Origin of the sequence: Pseudalkalibacillus sp. SCS-8 (assembly GCF_040126055.1) — a bacterium.
Lineage (GTDB): Bacteria > Bacillota > Bacilli > Bacillales > Fictibacillaceae > Pseudalkalibacillus > Pseudalkalibacillus nanhaiensis.
The window spans coordinates 2,114,283-2,128,123 of sequence record NZ_CP143541.1 but is presented as its reverse complement, the minus strand read 5'-3'; the positions used below and the strand labels follow the sequence as shown (position 1 = coordinate 2,128,123).

Below are 13,841 nucleotides of genomic sequence, written 5' to 3'. Positions count from 1 at the left end.
ATGTTTGACCGAATTGAAGAAGCGATTTATGAATTGATGCAAGGAAATGTCGTCATTGTATGTGATGATGAAGACAGAGAAAACGAAGGGGATTTTATCGCCTTGGCAGACAGAGTGACACCTGAAATCATAAATTTCATGGTGACCCACGGCCGCGGGCTCGTCTGTACCCCGATTACGGAACAACTGGCCAATAAGTTGGAGCTGAGTCCAATGGTCCATCACAATACGGATCCCCACGGAACAGCTTTTACTGTGAGTATTGATCATAAAACATCAACTACAGGCATTTCCGCTCAAGAGCGTGCTGAGACGATCCGTTATTTATTGGATCCGAAATCAGTCGCATCAGATTTTAAACGACCGGGACATGTATTCCCATTGGTCGGAAAGGAAGGCGGCGTATTACGACGCGCCGGTCATACTGAAGCGGCGATTGACCTCGCAAGACTATCGGGAGCTGAACCTGCAGGTGTCATTTGTGAGATCATGAATGAGGATGGCACAATGGCAAGGGTGCCGGAGCTGAGGAAAATAGCGGATGAATTCGACTTGAAAATGATCACGATCAAAGACCTTATCCAATACCGTAACAGGAAGGATAAGCTCGTCAAAAAAGAAATCGAAATCAAATTGCCGACGGTATTCGGCGATTTCAAAGCAATCGGATACTCCAACATCCTGGATCAAAAAGAACACGTCGCTCTCGTTAAGGGAGAAATCATTCCGGACGAGCCGACTTTGGTCCGTGTCCACTCAGAATGTCTGACAGGAGATGCGTTCGGATCCTACCGATGTGACTGTGGTCCGCAGCTGCATGCTGCCTTATCACAAATCGAAAAGGAAGGTCACGGTGTTCTTCTGTATATGAGGCAGGAGGGAAGGGGTATCGGACTTCTGAATAAGATGAGAGCCTATAAGCTTCAGGAAGAAGGCTATGACACGGTTGAAGCGAACGAAAAATTAGGTTTTGCTCCTGATTTAAGGGATTATGGGATCGGGGCGCAAATTCTCCGCGACATCGGCATTTCCAAAATGAAACTTTTGACCAATAATCCACGTAAAATCAAAGGATTGAGCGGCTATGGGTTGGAAGTGGTGGACCGCGTTGGCATACAATTGCCACACCGAGATGAAAACGAGAGATATTTACGTACGAAGCATAGCAAGTTAGGCCACATGCTGCATTTTTAAAACAAACGCACGATCAGATAACGAAGTATACTTTAAAAACACCATCAATTTAACAGGAGGTCAATGAACATGGGAAATACGTTTGAAGGACAATTAGTAGGAACAGGATTAAAGGTCGGGATCGTCGTCGGTCGATTCAATGAATTCATTACAGGTAAATTGCTTTCAGGTGCTGAAGATGCGTTGAGGCGTCACGGAGTTAATGAAGAAGATGTGGATGTTGCATGGGTTCCTGGTGCATTTGAGATTCCGTTGATTGCCAAGAAGATGGCAGAATCAAACAAATACGATGCTGTTATAACGTTAGGAACCGTCATCAGAGGGTCTACACCGCACTTTGATTATGTTTGCAATGAAGTATCGAAAGGCGTATCAAGTGTCGCGATGTCCACGGGGCTACCGGTCATTTTCGGCGTCTTAACAACAGACTCAATTGAACAAGCTGTCGAGCGTGCAGGCACGAAAGCAGGAAATAAAGGGTGGGAAGCTGCCGTTTCCGCAATCGAGATGGGCAACCTCTGTCGATCGTTTAAATAATAACAGTTAACTTTAACAAATCCATTCATTAAGGAAAGGCTTATCCAACAGAGCACTTTCAAGCCCATTATTGGAATCACATCCTTTGAGTATACAAAATCATGAACATGTTTTTTTACGTAAGGGTGGATAAAGGTATTTAACTATTCTTGTAGAATGTTATACTGAAAACGGAATTAGGACAAATTAGCAACATGGATGAAGTTTCGCTATAATAATTGTGATTTGTGATTTTTTTCGTTCATGTTCCGCATAAGAGGTTGGATAAAGATGAACAACAAAAAGCAAGAACGCATATTATTCATCGTAGTGATCATCGTCTCAGTCCTCTTACTTTTGTCACTCGTAGGAAAGTTATTTCGATAATGAGGGAGAATTTATGTTAATTCGATATAAACGTAATTATGAAAAAATTGCGATGGGACTTCTTTCGTTCATGCCGAATGAAAAGGAAGTTAAAAAATTGCAGCAAACCGTGAAGCAATACGAAACCGAACCTGATCACCAACTTTTCATGTGGAAAGAGGATGAAGACATCATCGGGATCATCGGGTTGAAATTGGATGATGGACAAGCAGAGCTGCAGCATTTGAGTGTAAATCCATCCCATCGCCATCAAGGGATCGGGAAGAAGATGGTTGATGCTGTCAGAAAGACCTTAAAAGACAATTATGAACTCACTGCAAATGTTGAAACAAGCTCATTTTATGAGAAATGTGAAGACGGTCCAGTGGAGCTCAACAAGGACGAATAAGAAACGGAAAGGATTATCCTTCCCGTTTCTTTTTTCTGAGAGCCTTTTGTTCAAGTCGTTCATTGATGACAGGCTGGCGATCTCGCAATGTATGCTTGTTCACTAGAAAATCATCGTCCATGTCACTTGGAATTCCAAATGTGCAGTTCTTTTCTTCACACTCTTTTTCGAGACGGGCAAGAAGGGTCTTATCCTTGATTGGAAGGTTGAAGCTTTCATAAGGTTGTTGGTTTTCGATTTCCACAATCCGTTCTTGCAGTTTCAAGAGTAAGACATCAACATCAAGACCGAGTGCCTCAATTTCAGATTGCTCTTTCTCGATGATGTTGGCTGCACTCGTCATCATACGTAGTGCACCTGAGTAATTCTTTCTTCGCTGATGATAGAGGGATACAGCAATTTGAATCAGTCCGACCCAATGTTTCTTCGCTTGGTCCTCAGGAACGGATTTCCAATGCTCTTCTAGAATTTCATGGCACTCAAAATAGTCTCTCAAGCCATGAAAATGAACCAGATAATCGATGTATGGTTTTGGATACATGGTTTTCCCCCGCTTTCATAAGCTATTAATCAGTTTATCATATCATGATAATGGAACAAAAATGGTAAATTGTGATGGTGCATACGTTATGCTATAATATCGACATGTTTTAGAGAGTGTAAAAAGCGGACATACGTTACGAAAAAGCCTTTTTTAGTGGTGTAGTCTAATGTTTGATCCGTTTGTGAATCGAATATGAAAATGGTGAACAATACATGACGCAATACAATGTCCGGTTAGATGCATTTGAAGGACCTCTCGATTTATTACTGCATCTTATAAACCGCTACGAGATTGATATATATGATATACCAGTCTCACAGATTACAAAACAATATTTGGATTATATACATACCATGAAAGAACTTCAGCTGGATGTGGCAAGTGAATACTTGGTGATGGCCGCGACGCTTGTGGCAATCAAGAGTAAAACCCTCCTCCCAAAACATGAAGAGGAAGATTATGATCAACAAATGGAAATGGAGATGGAGGAAGATCCTCGGGAAGAATTGGTCCGGAGATTGATTGAATACCGTAAATTTAAAGAAGCTTCTACTTATTTAAGGGAACATGAAAGTAAGAAGAGCTTGACCTTTTCAAAACCGCCCAGCAATCTTGATGAATTCAAAGGGAATCAACAAAACGTGAATCCTGTATCAGGAATTACCATCTATGACCTTGTAGGTGCTTTCCAATCCATTTTTGATAACAAGAAATTGAAAAAGAGACCGCAGACAAAGATTGATCGTCAGGATATCCCGATTGAAACAAGAATGGCAGAGGTCGTGGACCAATTACACACACGTAATGGGGTCCAGACCTTTCAAGAGCTTTTCCCTTACCCGAGCAGAGATCATATGGTCGTGACCTTCCTTGCTATTCTTGAATTGATGAAAACGCGACAGATCCAATGTGAACAACATGAAAATTTCAAGGATATCACGATTCAGCTGGTGAAGGAGGATAAACAATGACGACAAAAATTGAGCAAAAAGCGGTCATAGAAGGGCTTCTCTTTGTCGTCGGTGACGAGAGCTTAGAGAGTAGACAGGTAGCGGATGTCTTAGGCATTGAAATCGAAGCTGCAGATTCCTTGATCCAGGAAATGATGACAGATTACCAGTCTGATGACCGTGGCATTGAAATAGTTGAAATTGCCGGGGGATATCAATTTACGACCAAAGCGAAGCATGTCGCCTATTATGAGAAATTCGTCGAGTCACCCACGACTAGCTCATTGTCTCAAGCAGCACTGGAAACCCTGGCCATCATCGCCTATAAGCAACCGATTACAAGGGCCGAAATCGAAGATATACGAGGGGTCAAGACAGAAAAGCCGATTCAGACCCTCGCTTCCAAGCACTTGATAAAAGAAGTGGGAAGAGCAGAAGGGACAGGGCGTGCGATCCTGTATGGAACGACAAAAGAATTCCTCGAGTATTTCGGTCTTAAATCGATTGAAAACTTACCTGCCTTGCCTGATCAATCGCAAGATCAGTCCATTGAAGAAGAGGCCGATTTGTTTTTTGAAAACTTCCATAATGTTTTAGAAACAAATGCAGAGGAACAGGAGGAAAAGGTATGATCATAACGTCGTTTGAAGGAGAAGTGCTTGAGAAATCAAAATCCAACTCTCCAGAAGAATTCTTTAATCGCTCCACCGTGCACTATAAAGTAGACAAAGGTCGGATCAAAACTCTATCTGTCTTGTACGTCCGATATTTCGAAGAAAAAATGGCTGAGCTTACGCCATTTGAAGCAGATCCGATCTTTGAAGTGGATGGGAAGGACATCCATCTTCGAGAAGTGATTGCCATTCAGGCGTTAATAAACAGGCCGGAGCTTCAAGAGCGCACCCGGGTCTACATCAATGAGGAATCTGATTTTGCCACCCTGTTTGATGGAGTGGACATCGAAGCGCTGAAAAACATCGTAAAAACCATTCATAGCAATGGGGAAGCAACTTTGTCCGTCGGCTAAAAGAAAATAGAGTCGATCTTTCCGTAGTTTACCTTCTTTACATACAAAAGAGGTGAACACCAGAAGGATCGGCTTTTTTTATCCCTTGAAGCCTGAAACCACAGCTACCCCGATGATAACTAATAGGACGAACAATACAACGACAAGTATGAAACCGCTGGAAATACCATCTGACATCGAATCGCCTCCTCAAAAAATGAAGTCATTTACCCATACTATATGTATCCGTCTAATAGGCGGACTAGACGGATGCCCTTTTTTACATAATTCAATTAAATTGGTACAAACTGATAACATCATAATGAGATGAGGGCCGGTTTATGCCATACATACTTTCAGTGGGCACGTGTGATGCATCCTATCGAGTAGAACAAGATAAGACCGTCGAGTTTGCAAAAGAGATGTTCAGTGGTCATTTCCAAAATATCAATCGTCTCTTAAAAGCATTTGAAAATGGACAGATTCAATCACGCCATTTCGTGAAGGACGTTAACTGGTACAAACAACCTCATTCTTTACAGGAGAAGAATGATCTTTATATTGGAAAGTCCATCGAATACAGTGTAAAGGCAATTGAACGATGCCTTTCAGGAGGGCCTTATTCAGAACATCCGCTTCCTTATCATGAAATTGATGCCATCTTTTTCGTTTCCTCTACGGGATTTTCTACGCCAAGTATTGAAGCAAGGTTGATGAATGCTCTGCCATTCTCTAAAAATACGAAACGCATCCCTATTTGGGGGCTGGGATGTGCAGGCGGTGCTTCAGGGGTCTCCAGAGCCCATGATTATTGTATCGCTTATCCAGATGCAAAAGTATTGCTTGTTTGTGTTGAGCTTTGCAGTCTTACTTTCCAGAATGACGACTTTTCGAAAAGCAATCTGATTGGAACGTCATTGTTTGCAGATGGTGTAGCGGCAGCTTTAATTGTAGGTGAAGAGGTGAAGACGAATGAAGTAGGGGAGATGGGGATCCCTTATCCGAAAACGATTGCCTCTCAATCGAATTTGATGCCTGACTCTGAAGACGTGATGGGCTGGGAAGTAAAGGACAATGGATTGAATGTCGTGTTCTCCAAGGATATACCGACGATTGTTGACCGTTGGATGTATCCGACCATCCACCAGTTTTTAGTGGATCAGGAGTTGGAGATCGACGCCATCAAGCATTTTGTCGCACACCCTGGTGGAATAAAAGTGTTGAACGCTTATAAGACGGCTCTCGGCATTCCAGATTCATATTTTGAGGATGCGTTCGAAGTATTAAAGCATTACGGGAACATGTCTTCGGTGACTGTCCTCTATGTGCTAAATCGATTTATGGAAAAAAGGATCCGTTCTGGAGAGAAAGGAATCCTGATGGCACTTGGACCTGGATTCAGTTCGGAGATCGTCTTATTGGAATGGGATGAATAATCGATTGGGGGTAAAAAAATGATTTTCTTTTATCTGTTTATTTTTTTAGTTGCACAACGTATCGTAGAATTGTTCATTGCAAGAAGAAATGAAAGGATCATGAAAGCGAAAGGAGCCATGGAATTCGCCCCTGGTCATTACAAATACATCGTTATCCTGCATACTGCCTTTTTGATCTCTTTTGCTGTTGAGGCATATTTGAACGGATTTGTCCCTTCGCCTGCATTTCCATACTTCCTTATTCTTTTCATCGTGCTTCAAGCTTTAAGAATTTGGACCATCAAGTCTCTCGGCCCATTTTGGAATACGAAAATCATCATCCTCCCAGGTTCTGAAGTCGTCAAAAAAGGTCCTTTCCGTTATATGCGCCATCCCAATTATGTCATCGTTGCTCTGGAGTTGTTCCTCATCCCCTTAATGTTTCATGCTTTCATCACATCGATCCTCTTTACATTCCTGAATGCACTTCTTATTCGTTTCGTCCGTATCCCTGCAGAAGAAGCGGCACTATCCCAGCAATCCGACTACAGTGCTACCTTTAAAGAAACACCCCGCTTTTTCCCGTCTACCGATCCAAATCAATCCTGACCCGCCAACTTAATATAAAATAATAATATTATGTTAATTAATAATTTTTTCATAACCCGTCCTTTCCAGCATAAACTTGTACAAAACAGGCTAAGGGACGGGATGTTATGATTGCAGCCACCATAAATAAAGGACTCCGGATAGGATTAGCCTTTCTTTTATTATCATTGATTTTTCCTCCAATCAATAAGGCCCATGGGGCAGGTCCTGGTGTCCATGCACAAGGTGCCATTTTGATGGAACAAGAATCGGGTCGCGTTTTATATGGAAAACGGGAACACGAAACGATGCGAATCGCAAGCATTACGAAAATCATGACGGCGATCCTTGCCATCGAGTCAAAGAAAATGGATGAAAAGGCCAAAGTGAGTGAACGTGCAACGAGAGCTGAGGGGTCGTCCATTTATTTGAAAAGAGGAGAGAAAATCCTTCTTGAAGATCTTGTATATGGTTTGATGCTTCGTTCAGGCAACGATGCAGCGGTAGCGATCGCAGAACATGTGGGAGGGAGCTTAGAAGGCTTCGTTTACTTAATGAATGAAAAGGCGCAGCAACTAGGGATGGACAATACATACTTTTCCAACCCGCACGGTCTTGATGACAGTGAGAAGCATTACTCCACTGCATATGATATGGCCCTGTTAACACGATACGCCATGAAGAATAAGGAATACCGGAAGATCGCCGGGACGGATACCCATCGAGCCCCGCAAGAAGGAGAGAAATGGGACCGGATCTGGAAGAACAAGAACAAGCTCCTTCGTATGTACAAGTATACGACGGGTGGAAAAACCGGTTATACGAAACGCGCGAAAAGAACACTCGTTTCAACCGCTTCAAAAGGGGACATGGAATTGATCGCGGTAACCCTGAACGATGGAGATGATTGGAACGACCATATGAACCTTTATAACTGGGCCTTCAATGAATACGATCTTCTTTCCATCGTACAAAAAGGGACGATTGATGGCCTTACACATGAAGCTTACAAAGGTAAAGTTGAAGCTGCAAGAAGTTTTCTTTATCCATTGACAGAAGAAGAGCGTGATCTCGTCAAGAATGAAATTCACTTGAAAAGACCGCCTTCAAAGGGGAAATGGAAAAATCCACCCACTCCAGTCGGTCAGGTGAAAATCTTTTTAGATGAGCAAGAGATCGGATCCATGCCTTTATATATGAAAGGGACCTACCGGGAGCTGGAAGAAGAGACGTTTTGGGATACCGTCAAAGGTGTCATGACGAAATTCTTCATGATTACGGTGCCTTATGGTTAATCTGATCTGGGCCTTCATGTTCGTATTTGGCATCGTCTATGCAGCGATCAATGGGACGATGGAAGAAGTGAACAAGGTGTTGTTTAAAAGTGCCCAGGAAGCGGTCACAATCAGCTTAGGCTTGATCAGTATCCTCGTCTTTTGGCTCGGTCTCATGAATATCGCCAAAAAAGCAGGGCTTCTGAATCGATTGACAGGCTTGTTCCGTCCGCTTGTCCGGAGGCTGTTTCCTGACATACCGCCAGATCACCCAGCAATGGGCTATATCCTTTCCAATATGGTCGCGAATCTGTTTGGTCTTGGGAACGCCGCTACACCAATGGGGATAAAGGCGATGGAACAAATGAAAAAATTGAATCAGGATCGTGACGAAGTGAGTCGTTCGATGATCACATTTTTGGCGATCAATACGTCCAGCCTTACAATCATTCCGACGACGGTCATAGCAATCCGGATGAATTACGATTCTGTGTCACCAACGGATATTGTCGGTACGACACTAATTGCCACTGCTTGTTCAACAATTGCTGCGATCCTAATTGACCGCTACTTTTATCGTAGGCGAATCCGGAAAAGGAGGCTGTAGATATGGAAGTGGTCTCAACTGTATCCATTTGGATCATGCCTTGTTTGATCGGGTTCGTTCTCGTTTATGGAACGATCAAGCGTGTATCGACTTATGAAGAATTTGTAGAAGGCGGGAAAGAGGGTTTTTCCATCGCGGTCTCTATCATTCCATATCTCGTAGGTATGCTTGTTGCGATAACGGTTTTCAGAGCATCTGGGGCTATGGCCTTCATGATTTCACTGATCCAGCCGTTCTTATCTTCTGTGGGGATACCCTCTGATATTGTACCTCTTGCTTTGATTCGTCCGATTTCTGGTACAGGTGCATTGGCGATGACGTCCGATCTTATTGCCACCCACGGTCCTGATTCCTTCATTGGCCGGCTTGCCTCAACCATGCAGGGGAGTACAGACACGACCCTTTACATTCTGACGGTTTACTTTGGGGCAGTAGGTATCAAAAAAATGGGTGATGCTCTGAAGGTCGGTCTTCTTGCAGATTTAGTCGGTATCATCAGTGCGATCATCGTCGTCACCCTCGTATTTGGAAGCTAGGTAGACATCCAATTTTTCTGAAGAAGGTGCCTTTAGAAGGGGCACCTTCTTTTATTGTGGTCGGGCTTGTGGCAAGAAGATTTTGTGGCATGGAAAGAGCCTTATTCATCCCTATCAAAAGAGAAGTCCTCAATAACGGTAACGAAATGTTGATGACAGACTCCTACCAAAACTTGAAGATTGAACACCCGAAGAGTATGATTGAGAATGAGGTGAAAGCATGGAACGATTACAAAAGGTTATCGCACAAGCTGGCGTCACTTCTCGTCGTAAGGCAGAGAAGCTGATCCAGGATGGACAAGTGAAAGTGAATGGAGAAACAATAACGGAACTGGGGACAAAAGTATCTCCGTCCGATGAAATTGAAGTGAATGGTGTTCCGATTGATAAGGAAGAACCGGTTTATTTTCTTTTCTATAAACCGACCGGTGTCATTTCAAGTGTTAATGATGAAAAAGGCAGGAAGGTGGTCACCGATTTCTTCCCGGAAATCGAGCAAAGACTCTTCCCGGTTGGACGACTGGACTATGATACCTCCGGCTTGATCATCATGACGAATGATGGTGATTTCGCCAATGTATTGATGCATCCGAAATTTGAGATCGATAAGCGTTATATCGCAAAGGTGAAAGGGATTCCGTCTAAACGAGAGCTGAGAAACCTTGCGCATGGCATTGAGCTTGACGATGGTAAGACAGCACCAGCTAAAGTGAAATTGAAAAGCTTGGATAAGAAAAAGCAGACAGCCATCATCGAGCTGACCATCCATGAAGGACGGAACCGTCAAGTGAGAAGGATGTTCGAGGCATTAGGATATCCAGTCGAGAAGCTGAAACGGGAAGGGTATGGCTATTTGGATTTGAAAGGTCTGAATGCAGGGGAGCATCGCCCGTTGACCCCTCATGAAGTGAAGCAGCTCAGGAACCTTGCTGTCACATAAAAGTCAAAAAAAACCCATGAATACTGGACAAAATAGCGTTATAGTAGGAAGGGTAGAAGAATAGATTGGAGCGATTACCTATATGAAAAAACGACAGCGATTAGTGATGCGGTCAGTCATATTGGTTGTAATTGCCCTTGCCCTTGGTTATACACTTTATCAAACCGTTTTCAGTGATAAGAAGGAGCCTGTGACAGTAGGTGATCAAGCTCCAAACTTCGTTCTTAAAGACCTTAGTGGAAATGAAGTAGAACTGGAAGACTTCAAAGGGAAAGGCGTTTTCTTGAACTTCTGGGGTACATATTGCCCGCCTTGTGAGAAAGAAATGCCGGCAATTCAACGCCAATACGAAAAATACAAAGATCAAGGCGTCGTCGTTCTAGCTGTGGACATTGCAGAGCCGGAATTGACTGTTAAAAAATTCGCCGAGAAAAAGAATCTAACGTTCCCAATTGTTTTGGACAAGCAGCGGGAAGTCGTGGATGTATACGGTGTCGGTAATTTGCCTGCGACTTATCTCATCAATCCTGAAGGTAAAGTGATTGATAAGATTACAGGCGAATTGAATGACACACTCGTCCGCAATTATATGGAAAAAATCAAACCTTAATGGGGTGTTCAAATGGAGAAGATTAAGTGCGAATGTGGCCATCTGAATCCCTACGGAACGATCCTCTGCGAGTCCTGCGGAAAACCAATCCAAGATGAGACGAATGATGAAAAATTATTGAACATGAGGTATGAAGGGACGGCAAGACGTTCCCAAACCTATAACACGAATTTTATCGATAAAACATGGAATTTCTTCTCAAGCGTCAAAGTAGGAGTATGGTTGATCGTCATCACGTTGATTGCGTCTGCAATCGGGACGATCTTTCCGCAAAAAATGTACATCCCCAAGACGGTGACGAATGTCGCTGCTTATTATGAAGATGAGTATGGTGTTCTAGGCGAAATCTATTATCTGTTAGGTTTCCATGAACTCTATAGTTCTTGGTGGTTCGTACTTCTTCTTGGTTTGATCGGGGTATCAATAACTGTCGCAAGTATCGATCGAGGTATTCCACTTTATCGCTCATTGAAGAATCAACGAGTTTCAAAGCATGATAACTTCCTGAAAAGACAGCGAATGTTTGGGACGTCGAAGCGACCTGAAGATGAGGAACAATTCATGGATGAGGTCGTTTTTCGATTGAAAGAAAAGCGTTATCATGTTCGTCGTGAGAATGGTAATATCCTCGCTGAAAAAGGACGTTTTTCAAGATGGGGGCCTTATGTGAACCATGTCGGTCTCATCATTTTCCTTCTTGGAACGATGCTGCGGATTGTCCCTGGGATGTATATCGACGAGGATATTTGGGTCCGAGAAGGCGAAACGGTCGCAATTAAAGGGACCGACCACCAATATTATCTAAAGCATGAAAAATTCGTGGTTGAAACCTATGACCCTGAAGAGGAACGCTATGCAGAGGCGATCAAAAGAGTAGGCGGATCGGTCATTAAAAATTACCAGAGTGATGTGACCCTCTATAAAGCAGGGGAAAAGCTGCCTGGGGCTAAACCGGACCTTACGAAAGTAAAGGAATACCCGATCCAGGTGAACCGTCCATTGCAATTTGATGGTTTTTCCGTCTACCAGGTGGACTACAGACAAGAAATGAGTGAAATGAGTTTCCAGCTTCAGAACAAGGAAACGGAAAAGCCGGTCGGTGAATTTACAGTCGATCTGCAGAATCCTAAAGACAAATATGACTTAGGAAACGGGAACAAGGTCATCCTTAAAGACTATTATCCGGATTTCTACTTCAACAAGGAACAGGGTGAACCAGCTACTAAGACTCCAAATCCAAATAACCCTGCTTTCATTTTTAATATGATTACCCCAGAAACACCTGAGGGTGAAATTGCTTTTATCGGGATTCGGCAAAATCTTGAAGCATCAGGGGACAATCAATACAAGATCGCTTTTAATGGTGTCGAAACAGATTTCATCACCGGTCTTACGGTCAATCGTGATTATACACTTCCGATTATTTTCATCGGTGGGATCATCTTCATGATTGGTGTTGTACAAGGCTTATATTGGAATCATAGACGGATTTGGTTGAAGCTGAAGGATGACGAAGTGTGGGTAGCTGCTCATACGAACAAGAATTGGCATGGCATTAAACGTGAATTGTCTGACGTCACGTCTAAACTTCAATTGAATCAAATCATCGATCAGCATGATCAAGAGAGAAAAAGATAGATAGGAAGGAGGAAATACATTGGCTGAAATAAGTAGCAGCCTCTTATATGCTGCATTCATCATTTATTTTATCGCTACTGCTGTCTTTGCTGTGGCGTTGACGGATAAGAAAGCTGATAAAGGAGAATCCATGAGCAAGTGGGGGCGCTGGGGATATATCCTATCGATTGTCGGCTTCCTATCCCAGCTCGGTTATTTCATTACGCGCTGGATTGCTTCCGGGCATGCTCCTGTCAGTAACTTATTCGAATTTACGACGTTTTTCGGGATGATGATGGTACTCGGATTCATTGTCATCTATGCAATTTATCGATTGAACGTACTAGGTGTTTTTGCGATGCCGATTGCATTGCTCATCATTGCATATGCGAGCATGTTTCCTCGTGAAATCGAGCCATTGATTCCTGCTCTTCAAAGTAACTGGCTGAAGATCCACGTTACGACAGCTGCTTTAGGGGAAGGAATACTTGCGATTTCTTTCGTTGCCGGACTCATTTATTTGATTGCAACGATTGATCAATCGAAAGGTTCGAAGAAGACAGGTTGGTTGGAATTCGTCCTTTATACGTTATTGAGTACACTCGGATTCATTCTTGTTTCCATATCCTTTGGTTTGATGGATTACCAAACAACTTTCGAATGGGTCAATGAAAATGATACGAAAGCTGAACTCGTATATGAAATGCCAGCAATCGCAGGACCCCATGAAGGCAAGATGCTGACGGAAGGCAATTTCGGTCCGATCTTTGAAGCCCCAGCATGGATGGAAGGTGTGGACGCTCCTAAAAAGCTGAACACGTTCATCTGGTCCTTATTATCCGGTCTCATCCTTTACGGACTTTTGAGGCTGTTTCTACGCCAGCGGTTAGGGGCCTCCCTGAAACCAATGCTGAAAAATATCAATACGGAATTAGTAGATGAAATCAGCTATCGGGCTGTGGCAATCGGATTCCCGGTATTCACTTTAGGTGCACTTGTGTTTGCGATGATTTGGGCACAGGAAGCCTGGACAAGATTCTGGGGATGGGATCCAAAAGAAGTGTGGGCGTTGATTACATTCTTGTTCTACGCCGCTTATCTTCATTTACGACTTACAAGGGACTGGCATGGTGAACGGTCAGCATGGCTTTGTGTGCTAGGATTTGTTATCATCATGTTTAACTTGATTGCAGTGAACCTTGTGATTGCCGGCCTACATTCGTATGCCTAGAAAAAAACCTTCACGTTTCGTGGAGGTTTTCTTGTCAC

The 13,841-nt window shown here is 43.2% G+C and carries 17 protein-coding genes; 15 read left to right on the top strand and 2 right to left on the bottom strand.

What is annotated here, in order from left to right:
* From V1497_RS11140 to V1497_RS11130, 3 genes are all read left to right on the top strand, one after another.
* Positions 1-1,194, top strand: coding sequence for a bifunctional 3,4-dihydroxy-2-butanone-4-phosphate synthase/GTP cyclohydrolase II (locus V1497_RS11140; RefSeq protein ID WP_349407626.1), 1,194 nt, complete (start codon positions 1-3; stop codon positions 1,192-1,194).
* A 69-nt stretch (positions 1,195-1,263) separates the two neighbouring features.
* Positions 1,264-1,731: a 6,7-dimethyl-8-ribityllumazine synthase gene (gene ribE, locus V1497_RS11135; protein WP_349407625.1), complete on the top strand. Its 468-nt coding sequence runs from the start codon at positions 1,264-1,266 to the stop codon at positions 1,729-1,731.
* Positions 1,732-2,110: 379 nt separating this feature from the next.
* Entirely contained in the window at positions 2,111-2,485 is a 375-nt protein-coding gene (locus tag V1497_RS11130; protein WP_349407624.1) for a GNAT family N-acetyltransferase, read from the top strand.
* A 13-nt stretch (positions 2,486-2,498) separates the two neighbouring features.
* On the opposite strand, the gene V1497_RS11125 is transcribed toward V1497_RS11130, so the two are convergent.
* Positions 2,499-3,026, bottom strand: coding sequence for a DUF309 domain-containing protein (locus V1497_RS11125; protein WP_349407623.1), 528 nt, complete (start codon positions 3,024-3,026; stop codon positions 2,499-2,501).
* A 215-nt stretch (positions 3,027-3,241) separates the two neighbouring features.
* Here V1497_RS11125 and V1497_RS11120 point away from each other — a divergent pair, with 215 nt between their 5' ends.
* From V1497_RS11120 to V1497_RS11110, 3 genes are read left to right on the top strand one after another with little or no spacing between them, the layout of a single operon-like run.
* Positions 3,242-4,000 carry a segregation/condensation protein A gene (locus tag V1497_RS11120; protein WP_349407622.1) on the top strand — a complete coding sequence of 253 codons (759 nt, stop codon included), beginning with the start codon at positions 3,242-3,244 and terminating at the stop codon, positions 3,998-4,000.
* A complete protein-coding gene (gene scpB / locus V1497_RS11115; protein ID WP_349407621.1) occupies positions 3,997-4,611 on the top strand; it encodes an SMC-Scp complex subunit ScpB in 615 nt (204 codons plus the stop codon). The genes V1497_RS11120 and scpB overlap by 4 nt, the downstream gene beginning before the upstream one ends.
* A complete protein-coding gene (locus V1497_RS11110) occupies positions 4,608-5,006 on the top strand; it encodes a hypothetical protein (protein WP_349407620.1) in 399 nt (132 codons plus the stop codon). Before scpB ends, V1497_RS11110 begins: the two co-directional genes overlap by 4 nt.
* 78 nt (positions 5,007-5,084) lie before the next feature.
* Here the strand turns inward: V1497_RS11110 and V1497_RS11105 are convergent, their stop codons facing one another.
* Positions 5,085-5,183, bottom strand: a complete 99-nt coding sequence (locus V1497_RS11105; RefSeq protein ID WP_349407619.1) for a YjcZ family sporulation protein — start codon at positions 5,181-5,183, stop codon at positions 5,085-5,087.
* A gap of 143 nt (positions 5,184-5,326) precedes the next feature.
* On the opposite strand from V1497_RS11105, the gene V1497_RS11100 reads away from it, so the two are divergent.
* The 9 genes from V1497_RS11100 to ccsB all read left to right on the top strand — a co-directional run bounded on the left by V1497_RS11100 (position 5,327) and on the right by ccsB (position 13,803).
* Complete coding sequence (locus tag V1497_RS11100) at positions 5,327-6,421, top strand: type III polyketide synthase (RefSeq protein WP_349407618.1); 1,095 nt, start codon at positions 5,327-5,329, stop codon at positions 6,419-6,421.
* 18 nt (positions 6,422-6,439) lie between these two features.
* Positions 6,440-7,009 carry an isoprenylcysteine carboxyl methyltransferase family protein gene (locus tag V1497_RS11095; RefSeq protein WP_349407617.1) on the top strand — a complete coding sequence of 190 codons (570 nt, stop codon included), beginning with the start codon at positions 6,440-6,442 and terminating at the stop codon, positions 7,007-7,009.
* 107 nt (positions 7,010-7,116) lie between these two features.
* Positions 7,117-8,283 (top strand): D-alanyl-D-alanine carboxypeptidase family protein, encoded by a 1,167-nt coding sequence (locus V1497_RS11090; protein ID WP_349407616.1) that lies wholly within the window; start codon positions 7,117-7,119, stop codon positions 8,281-8,283.
* On the top strand, positions 8,276-8,869 hold the full coding sequence (locus V1497_RS11085) for a nucleoside recognition domain-containing protein (RefSeq protein ID WP_349407615.1): 594 nt from the start codon (positions 8,276-8,278) through the stop codon (positions 8,867-8,869). Before V1497_RS11090 ends, V1497_RS11085 begins: the two co-directional genes overlap by 8 nt.
* A 2-nt stretch (positions 8,870-8,871) precedes the next feature.
* Positions 8,872-9,405, top strand: coding sequence for a spore maturation protein (locus tag V1497_RS11080; protein ID WP_349407614.1), 534 nt, complete (start codon positions 8,872-8,874; stop codon positions 9,403-9,405).
* A 220-nt stretch (positions 9,406-9,625) separates the two neighbouring features.
* Entirely contained in the window at positions 9,626-10,345 is a 720-nt protein-coding gene (locus tag V1497_RS11075) for a pseudouridine synthase (RefSeq protein ID WP_349407613.1), read from the top strand.
* A gap of 82 nt (positions 10,346-10,427) precedes the next feature.
* Positions 10,428-10,955, top strand: coding sequence for a thiol-disulfide oxidoreductase ResA (resA, locus tag V1497_RS11070; RefSeq protein WP_349407612.1), 528 nt, complete (start codon positions 10,428-10,430; stop codon positions 10,953-10,955).
* A gap of 12 nt (positions 10,956-10,967) precedes the next feature.
* On the top strand, positions 10,968-12,593 hold the full coding sequence (locus V1497_RS11065; RefSeq protein WP_349407611.1) for a cytochrome c biogenesis protein ResB: 1,626 nt from the start codon (positions 10,968-10,970) through the stop codon (positions 12,591-12,593).
* Between the two features lie 19 nt (positions 12,594-12,612).
* On the top strand, positions 12,613-13,803 hold the full coding sequence (ccsB, locus tag V1497_RS11060; protein WP_349407610.1) for a c-type cytochrome biogenesis protein CcsB: 1,191 nt from the start codon (positions 12,613-12,615) through the stop codon (positions 13,801-13,803).
* Positions 13,804-13,841: the final 38 nt, after the last annotated feature.